Below are 19,588 nucleotides of genomic sequence, written 5' to 3'. Positions count from 1 at the left end.
CTGTTTTTATTTCCATTCATCTAATTGCTGAATAGCCGAATTGTTGGCAAGTTCGGCAGAAGGTATGGGAAACGACTTTTGAAGTCTTTCGGTATATTTTCTTACCTGATCGTCTACAACCACATACTGATAACTGAACGAATCTCCGGTCTTTTCTATTTTCAACCCATGAAAACGCACGTTGTTTAGCTCCGTCATGGCTCTGTTCCACCGGCGAAGATCCCAATAATATTGTCCTTCAAAAGCCAGTTCTACTTTTCGTTCATGACGTACAGCCTGCATTAAAGCATCGCCGGTTTTGGCACTCCAGGGCAGACTTACACGTTTCCTTACGGCAGTAAGCGCTTGATTAGCCGTTGCCGCGTCTTTCAATTCGGCCGCAGCCTCCGCCAAATTCAAGTACACTTCGGCCAGACGAATTTCGATCCAGGGTTGTGTGCTGAGATTTTTTTCCACATCCGTATTCTTTTCATCCAGATTTTTTCTCAAGAAATACCCGGTAACGGTATGTCCGTTCGACGCCGAAGCAGAGCCATAGTCCTGAAAGCCGTCGGTACCTCCAACAAAAGCTTCAATTTTACGACCTTTCCAGGAAGCGCCATTGTAGAGTATGGAAGCTTTGAAACGAGGCTCCAACAGTTCGTATGGCGGTGTTTCGGTTGTTTTGGAACGCCATTTACTCCAATCGGGCTTTCCTCCGGTTGCCAGTTCATATTCTTCCACCATTTCCTGCGTAGGACCCGCCAAAGCCCCCAGTCCGGCATAATCGCCTCCGGGCACGTAGTTCTTGTCGAAGTTATGCGTTGGGGCAGGGGAAACATAGCGGAAATACAGGATCGCTTCCTTGTTTCCCTGCTCATAGCTCGCAAAAGCTTTTCGATATTCAGGATTGAGTTCGTACACAAGCCCCCCTTTATCATCTTTCAAATCGATACATTCCTGAGCGGCTGTTTTAGCCTTATCCCACCGTTTGGCATAAAGCATCACTCTTGATTTAAACGCCAAAGCCATTCCTTTCGTCAGGCGTCCCGATTCGGCAGCCGGACGGGTAACAGGCAGAGAAGCGATGGCTTCATTCAGATCCTTTTCGATAAAATCCCATCCTTCGGCTTCCGAGGCTCTCGGATTGTCTTTGTAAGAAGTTGGCTTATCTAATAAAATAACGCTCTTATGGCGCTTCATCAATTGGAAATAGATATAAGATCTGAAAAAGCGAAGCTGTCCTTCATAATCTTTTTTCTTCTCGTCTGGAAATTTGGCAAATTCATTTAATCCCAACAATGCCTCATTGACACGGCGCACTCTTTCGTAAGCATCGTTCCAAACACCGAGCGAGTTCTGGTCGGGCGTGATGCGTTCGGGGTAGTACGCGTAGAGATTAGGCGTACCTACTCCCGCAACATTTCCGGCATATTTGAGTTGGTCGGTAAGACCATCGGTCAGCAGGGTTGCGCCGAACTGTCCGTTTCCAAAGTTTCCGTAAGTTCCTATATAAGTATAAAACCCATTTAAATAAAGGGTGGCATTCTTTTCACTTTCCCATGTGAACTTATTCGAATATTTATTGGTAGGCGTAGGATCTAAAAAGTCCTGACAGCCGACAAAAAGCATAAAGCCGAATAACAAGATCGTATGATAAAATTTGTTTTTCATAATTTGCTTATTTTAGAAAGTAATGTTTAATCCGATACTGTACGTTTTCTGTTGAGGATAATACCCGTTGTTTACATCGGGAGCCTCCGGATCGATATACGGCATGTGACTTAATGTAAACAAGTTCGATCCTGAAACATAAAGGCGCAAATTATCAGCCCCTATCTTCTGTATCATCCTTCTAGGGATGCTGTACCCTAATTGAACACTTTTGAGACGCACATAGGAACCGTCGATAAGCCATAGCGTATTGGCGTATCCGTTGTTGTCGGGTTCGAGTGTCAGACGCGGATATTTGGCATTCGGGTTATCCGGCCGCCATGCGCCTTCCATCAGGTAAACGGGAGAGTTTCCGCCTCCGTAGAAAGGACGTGTAAACTGCGTGTTATCCCAACCTACTCCGTAGTAGGATCCCATCAACGCGACATCCGACATCGCTCCGCCCTGAAACAGTGCCGAGAAGTCGAATCCTCTCCAGTCGGCCCCCAGATTCAAACCGGCAATCAGTTCGGGATAGTTGCTTTTGCCGATAAACGTACGGTCTTGATCGTACGTAATTTTTCCATCCCCATTGAGGTCTTTATACTTGATGTCTCCCGGGCGGGTCGGTTTACCTGCCACAACGGCCGAATTGGCAATCTCTTCTTCGCTTTGGAACAGACCCAACGCGATAAAACCTTCTTTTTGTCCGACGGTACGTCCGTTATTCTTCTGCCAATAAGGTATATTCGGGCTTTGGTCCCATTTGATTATTTTACTCCGAGCCCAGCTCACATTGGCTCTGATTCGGTAGTTGAAATCATTGATGCGATTATTATGAGAGAGCGTCAATTCAAACCCGCGGCTATCTACAATCCCTTCATTCACGTAAATAGGGTAATACTTTCCGACAGAAGGCGGATAAGAAGAAGGTTTGCGCAAAATATCGGAAGTCACTTTATAAAACGCGTCGAATTCTACGCCAAGTTTGCCACCCCAGAACATGGACTCGAGTCCAAAGTTATAGGTGGTAGCTACTTCCCAAAGCATATCGGGACTTGCTACGACATCGGTCATCAATGCCCTTTGAGGAGTTTCTCCGAAGATAACCGATGCGTTTTCCGAAATAAACTTCATGTAGCTCAGGTAAGAGAACGGATCCACCGCCGCATCATTCCCCAATTTACCGTATGAAGCCTTTATTTTCAGATCGTCGACAAAAGAGAGGCTCGAGTTGTTTTTGAAGAAATCTTCGTTCGAGATTCTCCATCCCAAAGAGAGCGCGGGGAAAAAGTCCCAGCGTTTGTTCTTCGCAAATTTATACGATCCGTCATAGCGACCCGACAGTTCGGCCAGATATTTCTGTTTGTAGGCATACGTAATACGTCCGACATAACCTGCCCGAGGAGATGTTTTGCTTTCTCCGCCAAACCCTTTTCCGATATCGCCGATCTTATTCATCAGGTCGAGCTCTTCCAAACCGAGAATATCCAAATCAATCCCGGAGACATGAAATTTATTGAATCTTCTGTCGGAATGTTCATAAAGGAACAATCCCGTCACATCATGATCGCCGAACGTATTGGCATAATTGATCGAATATTGGCCGGTAAACCGGGATGCTCTTCCCATCGACTCGGTCAAAGAAGGTCTTGAGATGGCCTGAAAATTATTTTTGGTGTAAAATTTATCCGTATGCAATTGCGTGATATCAGCCCCCATCAACTCATACGTATTCTTAAAATTCTTTCCGTACGTATAGTCATGGTCGTAGCTTAACATCGCCTTGATATGCAAGCCTCTTATATGGGGGATATTCCATTTTAAAGAGAGGTTGCTTTGCAAAACCGCCATGGTCGTATTGTTGTACCCCGATAAATCTCTTGCAGCAATCGGGTTCATTGGTATCGGATTCACTTTCGAACCGGTAGGAATGCCTTCGTATTCTTTCGGCAGAAAAGGTAAAGCTTTCACCGCTTGCCTGAGGATGCTGTAACTATAAGCGCTTCCTTTGATACCGCCCCCTTGTCCTGCATCTAAAGCCGGAGCTTTTCGCTCTTCCAAGCGGGCACCAATATCTAATGATAAAGACAGGTTTTTAGTAATATTGGCATCTACATTGCTACGAATGTTATAGCGTTCGAAATCGAAATTCTTGATATTTCCCTTCTGATTATAATATCCGGCCATAACGTAGTACTTCACATTTTCATTTCCTCCGTTTACGGCAATATTATGATGTTGGGTATGTCCTGTCTGGAAAATCTCATCCAGCCAATTCGTATTTCCCAGTTTACCGCTCGGATCTCCGTTTCTCATTTTATTCACGTCTTCTTCCGTAAACAAAGGATCTCTTCCGTCCATTTCGCGGGCTTTGTTATAGTAATACGCATATTGAGGACCATCAAGGAATTTCGGGAAAGCGGTATTTTCGTTCGCTGAAAAACTCGTCGAATACGTGATTTTAGTCTTCTGAGCAACACCTTTTCTTGTAGTAACCAAGATGACTCCATTAGCTGCCTGCATTCCATATACCGCTGCTGCCGAAGCATCTTTCAGGATGGTAACAGACTCAATTTCATACGGGTCAAGTTGATTATACGAACGCTGCACCCCGTCGACCAAAATAATCGGAGCATTGTTTCCGGTCGTTGAAAATCCTCTTACCAAGATGCTGGCATCGTCGCTACCCGGCTGCCCCGAAACCTGCGTAGAGGTAATCCCCGGCAAACGCCCGGTAAGCATCGAGGAGATGTTCGATACAGGATTCTTTAACAGCTCTTTTCCCTGAATCTGTACAACAGAGCCCGTAACGCTCACTTTCTTCTGCGTGCCGTAACCGACTACGACCACTTCGTCCAAGAGTTTGGTGTCGTCTTCGAGCACTATGGAAAAATCTTTCCGGTTTCTGACCGGAATCTCCTGTGTCACGTAGCCGATGTACGAGATCTGAAGAACGGCCTTCTCCGACACCTCGAGCGAAAAACGCCCGTCGATGTCGGTGATCACGCCGTGGCCTGTACCTTTCTCCACGACATTGGCGCCGATCACCGGCTGCCCTTCGGCATCAACCACTTTTCCGCTGATACGTCGCGAGGCCTGAGTAACCGATTGTTTAGCGGCCTCTTGTTTGTCTTTCGAAAGGACGATATAAGAACCGTCGATCCGATACTTGATACCGGAGTTACCGAACAATTCCTGCAATGTCTCCCGAATTCCCTGCTGACGTACATTGAGGGAATACTCGCGCTTGATGTCTACATCGCCCGAGTAAATGAATAAATAGCCGGACTGAGATTCGATTTCATGAATAATCTGTTCGAGACAAACGTTGCTTTTCTCAAGCGAGACTTTGTTCTCCTGCTCCGACAATACGCCGGCATGTATACTACCGGAAGCCAGTAAAAACGATAGCACAAACATGTTCGTACATCGGAACAGGTTTCTGAATAAAGGATTCCGTTTATCCGGATTCTTCGATAAATGTTTTTTTGCCATATTGTTAAATGTTTTTTATGATGGAATTAGATATTTAGCATGAATTTTCAGCGAATGTAAATGACCGACTCGGATTCGTCACGTTCAAACACATAACGCTCTTCTTGTTGAAGCAGACGCAATATATTTTCCATTCCGTCCGATATGCGGAACTTACCGCTGAAAACCTTCCGCCTGATCCGGTCATTTTCGATCCGGACCGTAATGCCGTAACATTTTTCAAGGCGAGACATCAGTTCTTCAAAGGGAGTGTTCCGGAAGCAATGACAGCCGCAATAGCAGCAATTTTCAGCAGTTCTACTCCTATTCTGCGATAAACTCTCCGTTGTTTTTCAGCACGCAGGATAGATGTTTCCTCTTCGTTTTCTGACAAGATCAGCGCGTCGAAAAATGCACGTTCGGATATCAGTTCCTTCATGTGTTCCTCCGATTCGGCCAGCCATTCCTTGACTGACCGTACCTCTTCACGTACCTCTTCAGATGTAGCCGTTCCGTCGAAAAAACTATGTAACGTTTCGCGTTTCATTCATTATCGTTTGTATATAAAGCAAACGTTTAGGCATAAACCCTAAATAAAATCAAAAAAAAGTCGATTCATCTCTTCTCAACAATATACATCTGCGCTTCGGATAAGAAAAAAAACGTTGATTCAGAATGGAAAGCTTGATTTTTTTTATTGCTGTCCGATAAAACTATAAAAGCAATAAATATTGTCCCCTCAGTCCCTATAAATAGTACCTTCATATTTCCTTCTTAAAAAGTAAGCCCCTCTTATGGCTGATATAGCTTTTTTTAGTGAACAGCCGTTGCAGAGAACGAATATAAGCTCTATAAATGTGCAGAATCTCTTCTTCTGTGGGGTTCCCAAGCCTTAGAAATGAAACTATAGGTGCGCGTATATGCTTAATTCGGCTATTTTTAGCGGATAGCAATGAAAGCTGGAATATCCTCAAATAGGATGTGCAAAAGAACGGTGAGTGAGAACTTAAGGGACTTTCGGAAAAGCGAGGGGCAGAGAGGGAAAAAAGAAAGGTGCGGTCAATTTTAATCAACCACACCTTCCATTATCAATCACACCGAATGAACATTTTCTTTTTCCGGTTTTTCCACAACTTGGTCATATCCTCCAATGTTTTGCCTTTCGTTTCGGGAACGAGCTTCCAGACAAAGATGGCGGCCATCACACAAATGATACCGTAGAGTGCATAGGCAAACATGTGTCCGAACTTGTCACCCATCTCTCCCAAACGCATATTATACATCGGCACGAATGTGGATGAAACGATGAAGTTGAAAATCCACTGGAATGCCACGGCAAGGGCCACAGCCGCACCGCGAATGGTATTCGGAAAGATTTCCGCAATCAATACCCAGCAAATAGGCCCCCAACTGAACATGAATGAAGCACTGTACACCATGATGCTGACAACCGGAAAGATGGATGGAACGCCTGTGGCAAAGTTGCAAAGAGCTACACCACACGCCCCTATCGCCATACCGATGGAACCGGATATCAGCAACGGTTTTCGTCCCCATTTTTCTACCGTGAAGACAGCCAGCAAAGTGAAGAGGATATTGATGACACCCATAATCACTGTCTGTACCATCGGATTGCCCATACCCATCGTATGGAAGATGCGAGGTGCAAAATAAAGCACTGCATTGATGCCGACAGCTTGCTGGAATACGCTCAACATGATACCGATGAAAATAACCATCCATCCGTATGTAAATAGTTTTTCCGTCTTTTCTTCGGTAGTTGCCTTGATTTCGGACAAAATGACTTTTGCCTGCACAAGTCCATTGATGCGGCTCAGCACATGCAACGCCTTTTCGTCTTTACCGCACATGGTAAGATAGCGGGGTGTTTCAGGTACAAACAGCACCAGCAAGACAAAAAGCCCTGCAGGAACAGCCTCGCTGACAAACATCAGACGCCATCCGGTTTCAATAGTCCACACAGCTACATCCGGATTCATGATTTGGTTTACTCCGTTCACCAAATCAATGACGGGATTGGCATGGCTGCCTAAAATCAAAAAATTCACGAAATAAACCACCAGCTGACCGAAGATTATGGCAAACTGATTCCACGACACTAATGTTCCACGAATATTGCTCGGAGCAATTTCTGCAATATACATAGGGCAAATGGCAGAAGCTAAACCAACACCGATACCGCCTAAGATGCGATAAAGATTGAATGCAATCAACAACGAATAAGAGGGTACTCCCCGCTCGAAGAACAGAAACTCAGGATAATAAGAACCGAGTGCAGATAATAAGAACAGCACACCGGCTACGAGAAGAGACTGTTTGCGTCCCAATTTGGAAGCAAGAAAACCCGAAATCGCACTACCCAGAATACACCCTATCAATGCACTGGAAGAGGTGATGCCGTGCATCGTGTCGGTATATTCGAAATCGATTCCCATGAAGAAAGCCTGAATTCCTTTCTCCGCACCGGAGATAACTGCCGTGTCGTATCCGAACAGCAAGCCGCCGATGACAGCAACAAGCACAATAGAAAAAAGATAGACTTTGCTGCCGTTTTCCGTATTACTCATAATACAATGATTTACTCGTAATTTACAATACGGTAAAGATTAGCAATACATATTTACTATAGCCTCATACAACTCTTGTTTGCCACTGATCTGTTTAGGTTCGCTGTTGGCTTTAGCGTATGCTACCACATCTTCCAGCGTCAATCTGCCTTCCTCGAACTCCTTGCCCTTGCCGGCATCGAAAGAAGCATAGCGGTCGGCCAGCATCTTCTTGTAAGGAGATTCTTCAAGCAGTTTGGCTGCGTTTTCAAGGGCGCGTGCCATAGCGTCCATGCCTGCAATGTGCGCAATGAAGATGTCTTCCAAATCGGTCGAGTTACGGCGAGTCTTAGCGTCGAAGTTCGTACCCCCGTTGCCCAAACCATCGTTACGAATGATTTGCATCATGGCCTGTATCAGTTCAAAGTTATCAATAGGGAATTGATCGGTATCCCATCCGTTCTGATAGTCTCCACGGTTGGCGTCGATGGAGCCCAACATACCGTTGTCGACGGCTACGGCTAATTCGTGTTCAAAAGTATGACCGGCCAACGTAGCATGATTCACCTCGATATTCACTTTGAAGTCCTTATCCAGATTATGAGCTTTCAAGAAGCCAATGACGGTTTCGGTATCCACGTCATATTGATGTTTGGAGGGTTCCATCGGTTTGGGCTCAATCAGGAATGTACCGGTGAAGCCTTTGCTGCGGGCATAGTCGCGGGCAAGGATCAACATCCGTGCAAGGTGTTCCTTTTCACGTTTTTGGTCCGTGTTCAGCAATGACATATAGCCTTCACGTCCACCCCAAAATACATAGTTCATTCCACCTAGTTCGATGGTTGCGTCGATGGCGTTCTTGATTTGAACGGCAGCACGTGCCACTACGTCGAAATCCGGATTGGTTGCGGCACCGTTCATGTAGCGTGCATGGCTGAATACGTTGGCAGTACCCCACAGCAGTTTGATGCCTGTTTCCGTTTGTTTCTGTTTGGCGTATGCCACAACAGCTTTCAGGTTGGCTTCGTATTCTTCGATGCTATCGGCTTCTTCGCAAAGGTCTATGTCGTGGAAACAATAGTATTCGATGCCCATTTTCTGCATGAACTCAAAGCCAGCATCCATTTTGTTCTTGGCGGCCTGCACTTTGTCTGCACGACTGTTCCAAGGGAATTGCTTCGTACCACCGCCAAATTGGTCGCCACCTTCCGCACAGAGGGTATGCCACCATGCCATGGCAAATTTCAGCCAATCTTTCATCTTTTTTCCCATCACCACTTTTTCAGCATCGTAATAGCGGAATGCCATTGGGTTCATGCTCTCTTTTCCTTCGAACTTAATTTTTCCTATTCCGGGAAAATACTCTTTTGTTGCCATAATCTTAATTTGTTTTTAGAATTTATTATTTTTTGTTTTCTATTTGTTATATGAAAGCACGTTAAGCAGACATTGTTTCCAGCGTCCGTATGCTTCTGCATACGCTTCACGGTCGGCCAGTTTCGGCTCAATGACTTCCACCTTCTCTAATGTAGCAAAAGCCTCGTTATTATCTTTGTAGATGCCGGCACCAATGCCTGCCCCTTTGGCTGCTCCTACGGAACCGTCGGTATCGTACAGTTCAATTACTGCGCCTGTTACTCCTGCCAGCATTTCGCGGAACAGCGGGCTGAGGAACATATTGGCTTTTCCCGCATGGATTTTCTGTATGGAGATACCCATCTGTTCCATAATGTCGATGCCGTATTTAAAAGAGAACACGATACCCTCTTGTGCCGCACGGACGATGTGTGACTTCTCATGTAAATTGAAATTGATTCCTTGGACAGAACAACCGGTTTCTTTGTTTTCGAGCATGCGCTCCGCCCCATTGCCAAAGGGTAGAATACTCAATCCGGCGCTACCTATGGGAGCTTGCGCGGCCAATACATTCATGTCGTTGTACGAAATGCCTTCGGGAGCGACGGTGCGCTTCACCCATGAATTGAGAATGCCCGTTCCGTTGATGCACAACAAGACGCCCAAACGGGTCTGTTCGGCACTATGGTTGACGTGTGCAAAAGTGTTGACACGCGATTTTGGGTCATAGTTTACCTCTCCGTTCACACCATATACCACACCAGACGTACCTGCCGTGGAAGCTATCTCTCCGGGATTGAATACATTCAGTGATAGGGCGTTGTTGGGCTGGTCTCCGGCACGGTAAGTGATAGAGGTACCCTCTTTTAAACCCAATTCGCAGGCTGCAGCAGCATTGACACGTCCTTGTTCGGAGAAAGTGGATTTGATATCAGCTATCAATGAAGAGTCAAATCCATAGTGATTCATCAGGAAGTCGGCAATCCGACCATTCTTAAAGTCCCAAAACATGCCTTCGGATAAACCCGAAATGGTGGTGCAAATGGTACCGCTCAGTCTCATTGCGATATAATCTCCCGGCAACATAATCTTATCGATTCGCTCATATATGGCCGGTTCGTTTTCCTTAATCCATGCCAGCTTCGATGCGGTAAAGTTTCCCGGAGAATTCAGCAGATGAGAAAGGCACATTTCCTCTCCCAACATTTCAATTGCTTTTTGACCGTATGGGACAGCTCTTGAATCGCACCAGATGATGGCGGGACGCAACACTTGCCCGTTCTTGTCCACACATACCAAGCCGTGCATCTGGTAAGAGATGCCGATGGCCTTGATATCTCTGGCATCCACTCCGGACTTTGTCAATACGGCTTGCGTGGCCAGCTTCAGGTTTTCCCACCAAGATTCGGGATTTTGTTCTGCCCATCCCGGTTTCACGGCAATGATTTCCGCCTCTGTCTTGGGAAAGAATGCAGACGACACGCATTTGCCGCTTTCCGCGTTTACCAAACTCGCTTTTACCGACGAGCTGCCAATGTCATAACCCAATAAATACATATACTGTTTTTGTTTTTTTCTGATTGCTCATTCTTTAAATCCGCTAACATCTGTTATCGTCTAATTTTATTATATATTTTCTTGTCGAACCGGTAGTATCGTGCCGCCCGATGAGCCACTCTCTGTTGTTTCTCTTCCAGCGGGACGACGTATTCCATCATTGCTATTTTCTTATGGAAGTTACGCACATCGATTTGTTTTCCGTACACCACCCCATATAAAGTGCGCAATTGAGATGCCGTAAACTTTCGGGGCAACAGGTCAAACAAAGAAGACGGATTGAACTCGATGTATTGGCGGATGTAAGTCAAGGCCTCCTTGATTATCAGATTATGGTCGAAAGCTAATGTCTTTACATTCTGTATAGCCACCCAATCGGCCTGATAATTGTCTAAATCCCTATTCAACGCCCGGTCTATCTTCACCAGCGATAGGTAGGCTATGGTGACGATGCGTTCCACCTTCAATTGCATTGCCCGCTCCAGCCAATGAACGTCTTTAGGGTCTTTCGTACGGTTTTTCGATCCGAACGTTTTAAACTGCATCATGTTGACGTTTTTCAGCCCTGTAAGCTCTTTCAGCACTCTTTTTGCCGCCTCATCCAAATCCTCGTCCATGTAAATCAGGCTTCCCGGAAGTTTCATGTCGTGAAAGATTTCTCCTTTCTCTTCACCTACACGCTTTATCAGCAGCACTTTTAGCTGTTCTCCGTCGAACCCGATTACCACACAGTCTACGGAGATATGATTGTTTGCCAACGGCATGACATGTACTGTAGTATTTTGCATAACTTTCTGTCTTGAGCACTACAAATATAGATAAGTTTTTCCGAAAACAAAAAATAAATCTTTTATCTAACACCATAAAACACTATATCACAAATGAATACATATCACCTATATTACAATAACGATCCATATTGTTATCGTAATATATACAATATGATATAATTGTATAAAAGACAATAAGGTAGAAATACCTTAATTTTAAGTTTTTCGCATATCGGTTTCTTTAGGTATAATAAGGGGGATGCTTATGCCCTTGTGAGACAGAATCATGTTAAGGAAAAGGTACATCATAGAATGTATCAATGATATGCTGAAAAACACAGGCAAACTCATACACTCAAGATATCGATCAATCAATAACTTCATCATGAATCAGGTCTCCGCTACAGGTGCATACTGTTTTTACGACAATAAACCTGAAGTGATTTATGGATACACCATACACAACAGACAAAACAGATGATCTTATTCTAATAAACATTATCCCGAACTCACGCAATTTTTTATTTCATATAAAAGGAATTAAACGAATGCGGCTTTAAAGTTGCAACTAAAAATTTAGCTCCTAATTGTATTGTCAACTTCCGTGGCTCATCATTAAAGTTACCTGCCACTACCAAATATTTATTATCTGAAGTTAGAAAAACCATAGCGGGTAATTTATCATCACCTTTTTCTTTGTACTGTAACACCTTTGTACCGGAAGTTACTTTATCACTAAAATGTCTCACGGCATAATATTCCGGAGTATAAGTTACCGCCTCGGTTTTAGAATCCACATGAATCAGAGCATTCTGTTTCCATCCCCATCCGCTTGTACCCTCGTCACACAATATCGCATTCCAAAATGTATACTCTTCACAACCATTTCCTAAATAATGATTTATCAAATTAAACGTATGCTCCGCCGCTTTCCAGTCAAAAGTCCCCGAACCGCATTCGTTTTCTGTCTGCATATATTTATAATGAGGATATTTTTTACGAATATCAGGCAAAATCTGCCCCCCCCACCATTGAAATCCTAAACCGTCCACCGTTTTATGCATGCGAGGGTCAGAGAGAATCTTGTCGACTATTTCAAAACGATTTGTGTTAAGCGTTCCCAGATAAAGAGAAACGTCGGGATGCCGTTTCTCTAATTCCGGAGCTAAATACTCAACATTAAAACGAATGATTCCTTCCGGAGTCCATGCACAACCCGGATATATGGTAAACGCCCATGGCTCATTCTGGAACATCACCTTTGTTACAGGAATATTTTCATCCTGATAAGCGGAAATGAATCTGCAAAAATAATCAGCATACGTTCTCAAATAACGTGTATCCTGAATAAAATAGTCATTCACGGCAAGTTGCTTGGGGTAGTAAGCATCATTTCTCTCCGTACTGTTCTCATGAAGAATAACATTGGATAAAGGAGACATCTTATTCACTTTATCATTACTGAGAATCGAATAATAATGATTTACTTTCATCCACGAGGGGGGCGACCATGGCGAGGCCCAGAAAGTCATATTCGGATTATAATGCAGTGCTTTTCTTATGAAAGGTATAATCGTTTTTTTATCGCGATCAATATTAAAATATTTCAATTGAAAATCGCCGTCAACTTCATCGCAACTATACCAGTCGCGGGCATAGTCATTAGCATTCATCGGGATGCGCCCCATAGAGAAATGCAATTCACCATCGGGTGAGAACAGTTTGCTTAAAATGGCGTCCTGTTGCTCAAGAGATAACAGGTTAAGTGCATCCCATCCCAATTCATTAAAACAGGTTCCCCATCTTTTAAATATTTGTATACTTTCTGCTCCTGTGACCTTCAATATCGGAGCCGTTTCACTCTTCGATTGTAACTTTATCTTCGTCTCTTTCCATACATCATTCTCTGTACTGCAAAACCATGTATAAGATTGAGCATACAAGTTAGACACACTCATTGCCAGGCAACTAAACATCAAGATTCTTTTTGAGAATCTTTTCATACTTCTTTTTTCCATTTCAAAATCAAATAAAATTGGACAATTTATTACTTAATTAATAGTAGGATATCCGGGATTTTGTTTCAGGTTAGGGTTCGTTTGAAGAACAGTACGTGAAAGAGGAATCCACATGGTGTGTTTATCCGCGTCCGGTTCTTTATCCCACCAAGTTCCGGAATTATAAACTCCAAATCGGCACAAGACACGCCTTCGCTGTCCTTCACCTATAAATTCCCGTCCCCATTCATCCAGCAACTCTTGTTTGGTAATTTGGCTGCCGTCTTCATTATATAAACTCGGAGACCCTTCCGGATAATACCTCTTTCTGACGGTGTTAAGCAATTTGGCGGCAGATGCTCGTTCCCCTTTATTAAATTTTATTTCCGCCAGATAATAATAAATTTCCGCTAGGCGAATCACCGTGTAATCAGATTCTATTTTTGCAGGATCGTCCGACCTGTAGATAGGATACTTAACCAGACACCAGCCGGAATTCTGGTCACCGTAAGGCATTGCCGATTTGGGAGTCTCTTTGCCGCTGGAAGGTGCGGGCGAAACACTCAATGTATCCGTATCTTGGAAGATACCTACTTGGTCGCGGATATACAGTTGATAAGCATCATTATCCGAGCGCACATATTTTGTTTTTCCGTCCGGAGTAGAATAATCCAAAGTCCCGTACAAGAATAATCCTTCGCGTTTTCCTTTTCCCAGATTTCGATATTTCTTCAAACGTACATCATCCGGATAATTCATGAATTTACGTACAGGTTTTCCATTATCAAATGTATATTCCCTGCCTTCCAAATCCAGTCCCGGTTGCAAAGCATACTTCGGATTGCACCGTCCCCAATCTGTAAAGCCGAAATACGGTGCCGACATGAAAGGCGCCACATACCAATGCATATTTCCCGTATATGCCCAATGAGCCCCTCCGTAAGAGCTGGCAAAGGCATAAATCACCTCATCGCATTTATCATTATCCCAATCAAAAGGAGCGTCCCATCTGTCGGCTATTTGGTAGTAGCCATATTTTCCGTTGATGATGTCTTCACAAATCTTTTCACACTCGGCACTTTTATCTTCATCAATCCACCACGAAGCATTCATATAGAGCCGGGCCAACAATGCTGCCGCTCCGGCCTGATTCCATAATCCTTGATCAGGCCCGTTTCCTCCGCTTTTCGATTTGACACTCAAAGTAGGAAGAGCCTCCAAAAGTTCTTTCTCAAGGAAAGCAAAGGTCTCTTTGGGCGTAGATTGATGCGGCAGCTCGGAACTCGGATATTGGGTCACAAGCGGAATGTTATGCATTACGTCAAAAAGCGTCATATACATCCATGCCCGTAAAACCCGCTGTTGTGAAATGAAATCATTGAATTCTTGTTCCGAATAGCCTAGGCGAGTAGGGTTTAGTTTCGAAAAGTCGGATATCACCGAATTACACTGAATGATGCCCCGATAAGCGTCTTTCCACATGTTGTTGACAAACCAGTCGTCAATGGTCCAAGTATGATAATGAAGGCGGAAATAAGCTCCTCCGTCATACCAATGCTCTTCTCTCTGCACTATCATATATTGGTCTGCCGAAAGCTCGCCGAACAAGTATGAACTTCTGGAGCTCAACCAATATGCATGTCCGAAAGGCCGGACAAAGCTTTGAAGCACGTTCTCCTTCGTTTGGTAAAATTCATCTTGAGGAATAATGCTGTATGTGTTTTCAGACAAATCAGTACAACCTGTTGTTGCCAAAAGGCCTAAACCGACCCATATTTGTTTTAAACTTATTCTTTTCATAATGCCATATATTAAAAGTCAATTTGAACACCTAATAAAAATTGTCTTGAAGAAGGATAATAACTTATTTTGTTGGCAGACACTCCCGGCTCCATTCCATTTACTGCGAATGTATCCATATCCAGCCCCTTATATCCACTGATGGTAAATAAATTACGTGCAGTGCAATAAACGCGTACTTTCTTCAGCCACTTCGAATTGACGTCATAATTATATCCTAATGTAGCGACATCCAGCTTTAAGAAATCACCATTATGCACAAAATAATCGCTATGTACATTTTTTCCGGTACTTACGGCACTGTTTTCTTTATATGCTGATTTTAAAACATTCGTGTTAGGTGCGGCCGATTGCAGCCCGTAGTACAAATTATGGGTATCATAAATCTGGAAACCGAAATTACCACGGAAAAACAAGCTCATATCAAAGTTCTTATATCTGAAAGAATGAGTCATCGACATTGTAAATTTAGGCAATCCGTTACCTACTACACGCTTGTCCTCATCGGTACCTTTATTGATAGGAATGACGTCACCGTTTTTGGAACGGATCAACCATTGGCCTTCATTATTGACACCTGCATATTCGAACGTGTAAAAATTACCTATACGTTCTCCTTCCTCAATGCGCTGAACTGGTCCCGGGTCTCCCGGATAAGTGGGGAATGAACTCATCCAATAAAAAGACTGTCCTTTATGCATCTGATTGGAAAAGGAGACAAAACGATTATTGGAGGTGGCGCCGACAAATCCGATGGTATAACCCGTTTTTTGTGTCTTGACCGCATTCCAAGTCAAATCAATCTCCAGACCGGAATTCTTCATCGTACCCACATTCACAAAAGTGGTAGGAGTGCCATTGGGAGGGAGAGACACATTATAACTGCCCAACAAGTCGGATTGTCTTCTCGAATAATAGTTCATGCTTCCCGTCAAGCGCTGATTGAAAAGGACGAAATCGACGCCTATGTTCCAGTTCTTGCCCTTCTCCCACTTTATATCAGGATTGGGATTAGAATTGAACGACCATCCCCGAATGTATTGTCCTTTATAAAAATTCAGGTCATAACTCCCCATGGTGGCCAGAGACTGGTAACTGTCAAATTCCTGATTGCCCGTCACGCCATAATCTCCCCTGATTTTCAAATCATCAATCCATGTCAGATTTTTCATAAATTTCTCTTCGCTGATTCTCCATCCCGCCGATACGGCCGGAAAAGAGCCCCACTTATTGTTTTTTCCGAATTTGGAAGATCCTTCGCGACGCAATGAAAAAGTCGCAAAATATTTGTCAGACAGGTTATAACTGATACGCCCGAAGAACGCTATCAACTTTGAGTCATTCTTATACGAGCCCATGCCTAAACGCCCGATTGCCGCGCTGTTATAAGAGCCTGCCCCCAAGTTGTTATACGACAGCAGATCGGAAGCAAAGTTCTTGTTTTCCGCATTGAAACCCGAGTTTTCGAAGTATTGATAAGAGTATCCTCCCATCAACTTCAAATGATGGTTGTTTTTGTCGAACATATAGTTCACCAACCACTCTAAAGACTCCTGTTTATGTTTATCATAACTTTTGCTGGCTTCTCCTTTGAAGCCTTTCTGCTCCGCACGGGTAGAAGTCGAGGGGCGGAAAAAGAAATTATCATAATCTATAATCTGTTGGGCCAAAGTAACCTGCGTGCTGAGATAATGAGCTTTATTCTGACACAATAAAGGGAGTAGATTCAATTTGAAAGTCCCGTCCCAGTTTAAGATTTTCCCCTTACCGCCATGTTCTTCCAACTTCAACGTTTCCACAGGATTGTAAGTATCCCACCCTGTCAGTTTATAATACTTATTGGGCTCTTTGGGATCCATCACGGGAATAGTCGGATTCACGGTCAGGGCTGTCCAAAAAGCGTTATAGTCCGAATGCTCATAATCAATTGTTCGCGGAGCTACATTTAATACGATGTTATATAATTCAGACTTAGAGGTATGATTCAAACTGAGGCGTGCGCCTATTTCTTTTTTGGAAGAACGTAAATCGATACCCTCGGAGTTTTTCACATCCACCGTGCCTTTATAATTATTCTTTGAGTTTCCTCCGGTCACTTGCAAAGTATGACTATGCGATATGCCCACTTTTGTGATTTCGTCGAACCAATCCGTATTGGCCCCGTAATCATTTCCGCGATTATATTTTCTAAACTCATCTCCCCCCAGTACTTCCAATTCTCTAATCGGAGTGGCAACATTCACAAACCCGGAATAGAAGGTATGGATATTACCATCCATAGAGCCTTTCTTTGTGGTGATGACAATTACTCCATTGGAGCCGCGGGTGCCATAGATGGCCGAAGCCGCGCCGTCTTTCAGTACATCGATGGACTCGATATCGTTTTCATTCACATTGTCAAGACTTCCACCGGGGACACCGTCGATGACAATCAATGGGCCTAAACCGGCACTACGCGAGGAAACTCCGCGTATTTGTACGTTTGCGCTGCTGTTAGGATCCGCCGAAGCCGTATTATCGATATTCACACCTGCCACTTTTCCCTGAATCTTCATAGCAGGATTGCTGTTGCCAATCTGCAACATATCCTTGGCCGATACGTGCGAAATGGCACTGGTCAGTTCTTTCTTCGAAACGGAACCGTAACCTATCACCACCACTTCGTCCAAGAGTTTGGTGTCGTCTTCGAGCACTATGGAAAAATCTTTCCGGTTTCTGACCGGAATCTCCTGTGTCACGTAGCCGATGTACGAGATCTGAAGAACGGCCTTCTCCGGAATCTCGAGCGAAAAATGCCCGTCAATGTCGGTGATCACACCGTGGCTTGTGCCTTTCTCCACGACATTGGCGCCGATCACCGGCTGCCCTTCGGCATCAACCACTTTTCCGCTGATACGTCGCGAGGCCTGAGTAACCGATTGTTTAGCGGCCTCTTGTTTGTCTTTCGAAAGGACGATATAAGAACCGTCGATCCGATACTTGATACCGGAATCGCCGAACAATTCCTGCAATGTCTCCCGAATTCCCTGCTGACGTACATTGAGGGAATACTCGCGCTTGATGTCTACATCGCCCGAGTAAATGAACAAATAGCCGGACTGAGATTCGATTTCATGAATAATCTGTTCGAGACAAACGTTGCTTTTCTCAAGCGAGACTTTGTTCTCCTGCTCCGACAATATGCCGGCATGTATACTACCGGAAGCCAGTAAAAACGATAGCACAAACATGTTCGTACATCGGAACAGGTTTCTGAATAAAGGATTCCGTTTATCCGGATTCTTCGATAAATGTTTTTTTGCCATATTGTTAAATGTTTTTTATGATGGAATTAGATATTTAGCATGAATATTCAGCGAATGTAAATGACCGACTCGGATTCGTCACGTTCAAACACATAACGCTCTTCTTGTTGGAGCAGACGCAATATATTTTCCATTCCGTCCGATATGCGGAACTTACCGCTGAAAACCTTCCGCCTGATCCGGTCGTTTTCGATCCGGACAGTAATGCCGTAACATTTTTCGAGGCGAGACATCAGTTCTTCAAAGGGAGTGTTCCGGAAGCAAAGCAGCCCTTCGCGCCAGCGGTAACTTTCGTACTCATCGATCGCCGTCACTGACAGCCGCCCATTTGTTTCGACAGCTTTCTGATTCGGTGCCAGCCTGATGGAATGAAGCGGATCGTCCGCAACCGTAATTTCAACAGCTCCCTCCATCAAAGCCGTAGAGAATGATCTCGAGTCAGTATACGATTCGACATTAAACTTCGTACCCAGCACGTTGATATCGTAGCGTTCGGTATGCACGACAAAAGGATGACGGGCATCGTGGGCGACCTCGAAATAAGCTTCGCCATTCAGCTCTACCTCGCGAACGTCGTCCGAAAAATACGAAGGATAGGTAATAACCGAACGAGCATTGAGCCACACATTCGTACCGTCCGGCAGACGAAGATTCGCACGTTGCCCGGCCGGAACGGTAAGCGTATGCCTTTCCGATCTGACTTCGTTCATCTTCGCCGAGTAAACCGAGAAAGCTATTCCGGCAACTACGGCCGCCACAGCGACAATTTTCAACAGCTCCACTCCTATTCTGCGATAAACTCTCCGTTGTTTTTCAACACGCAGGATAGATGTTTCCTCTTCGTTTTCTGACAAGATCAGCGCGTCGAAAAATGCACGTTCGGATATCAGTTCCTTCATGTGTTCCTCCGATTCGGCCAGCCATTCCTTGACTGACCGTACCTCTTCAGATGTAGCCGTTCCGTCGAAAAAACTATGTAACGTTTCGCGTTTCATTCATTATCGTTTGTGTATAAAGCAAACGTTTAGGCATAAACCCTAAATAAAATCAAAAAAAGTCGATTCATCTCTTCTCAACAATATACATCTGCGCTTCGGATAAGAAAGAAACGTTGATTCAGAATGGAA

General features: G+C 44.3%; 12 protein-coding genes and 1 pseudogene. 1 reads left to right on the top strand and 12 read right to left on the bottom strand.

Annotated elements, in window-relative coordinates:
• Positions 1-6 precede the first annotated feature (6 nt).
• The 8 genes from BFO_RS11585 to BFO_RS11545 all read right to left on the bottom strand — a co-directional run bounded on the left by BFO_RS11585 (position 7) and on the right by BFO_RS11545 (position 11,377).
• Complete coding sequence (locus tag BFO_RS11585) at positions 7-1,653, bottom strand: RagB/SusD family nutrient uptake outer membrane protein (protein WP_014225933.1); 1,647 nt, start codon at positions 1,651-1,653, stop codon at positions 7-9.
• Between the two features lie 12 nt (positions 1,654-1,665).
• Complete coding sequence (locus BFO_RS11580; protein WP_052299291.1) at positions 1,666-5,130, bottom strand: TonB-dependent receptor; 3,465 nt, start codon at positions 5,128-5,130, stop codon at positions 1,666-1,668.
• Between the two features lie 47 nt (positions 5,131-5,177).
• Positions 5,178-5,363 (bottom strand): DUF4974 domain-containing protein, encoded by a 186-nt coding sequence (locus BFO_RS16270; RefSeq protein WP_041590907.1) that lies wholly within the window; start codon positions 5,361-5,363, stop codon positions 5,178-5,180.
• Positions 5,363-5,656, bottom strand: a complete 294-nt coding sequence (locus BFO_RS16265; protein WP_041590906.1) for a hypothetical protein — start codon at positions 5,654-5,656, stop codon at positions 5,363-5,365. The genes BFO_RS16270 and BFO_RS16265 overlap by 1 nt, the downstream gene beginning before the upstream one ends.
• A 541-nt stretch (positions 5,657-6,197) precedes the next feature.
• Positions 6,198-7,697 carry a D-xylose transporter XylE gene (gene xylE, locus BFO_RS11560; protein ID WP_014225931.1) on the bottom strand — a complete coding sequence of 500 codons (1,500 nt, stop codon included), beginning with the start codon at positions 7,695-7,697 and terminating at the stop codon, positions 6,198-6,200.
• Positions 7,698-7,736: 39 nt separating this feature from the next.
• Positions 7,737-9,053, bottom strand: a complete 1,317-nt coding sequence (xylA, locus tag BFO_RS11555; RefSeq protein ID WP_014225930.1) for a xylose isomerase — start codon at positions 9,051-9,053, stop codon at positions 7,737-7,739.
• A 39-nt stretch (positions 9,054-9,092) separates the two neighbouring features.
• Positions 9,093-10,589 (bottom strand): xylulokinase, encoded by a 1,497-nt coding sequence (locus BFO_RS11550; RefSeq protein ID WP_014225929.1) that lies wholly within the window; start codon positions 10,587-10,589, stop codon positions 9,093-9,095.
• Positions 10,590-10,642: 53 nt separating this feature from the next.
• Positions 10,643-11,377, bottom strand: a complete 735-nt coding sequence (locus BFO_RS11545) for an NUDIX hydrolase (protein WP_041590904.1) — start codon at positions 11,375-11,377, stop codon at positions 10,643-10,645.
• Between the two features lie 259 nt (positions 11,378-11,636).
• Between BFO_RS11545 and BFO_RS15155 the strand changes: the two are divergent.
• Positions 11,637-11,851: pseudogene (locus BFO_RS15155) on the top strand (transposase); the annotation flags it as partial.
• Positions 11,852-11,880: 29 nt separating this feature from the next.
• On the opposite strand, the gene BFO_RS11540 reads toward BFO_RS15155, so the two are convergent.
• From BFO_RS11540 to BFO_RS11525, 4 genes are all read right to left on the bottom strand, one after another.
• Positions 11,881-13,362, bottom strand: a complete 1,482-nt coding sequence (locus BFO_RS11540) for a glycoside hydrolase family 30 protein (protein ID WP_014225926.1) — start codon at positions 13,360-13,362, stop codon at positions 11,881-11,883.
• Between the two features lie 48 nt (positions 13,363-13,410).
• Complete coding sequence (locus BFO_RS11535) at positions 13,411-14,934, bottom strand: RagB/SusD family nutrient uptake outer membrane protein (RefSeq protein WP_231964467.1); 1,524 nt, start codon at positions 14,932-14,934, stop codon at positions 13,411-13,413.
• A 233-nt stretch (positions 14,935-15,167) separates the two neighbouring features.
• Entirely contained in the window at positions 15,168-18,386 is a 3,219-nt protein-coding gene (locus tag BFO_RS11530; protein ID WP_014225924.1) for a SusC/RagA family TonB-linked outer membrane protein, read from the bottom strand.
• Positions 18,387-18,508: 122 nt separating this feature from the next.
• Positions 18,509-19,456, bottom strand: coding sequence for a FecR family protein (locus BFO_RS11525; protein WP_014225922.1), 948 nt, complete (start codon positions 19,454-19,456; stop codon positions 18,509-18,511).
• Positions 19,457-19,588: the final 132 nt, after the last annotated feature.

It is taken from the genome of Tannerella forsythia 92A2 (assembly GCF_000238215.1).
In the GTDB taxonomy this organism is placed as follows: Bacteria; Bacteroidota; Bacteroidia; order Bacteroidales; family Tannerellaceae; genus Tannerella; species Tannerella forsythia.
Note: the sequence above shows the minus strand (reverse complement) of the source record. Positions and strands in the feature narration are given on the sequence as shown.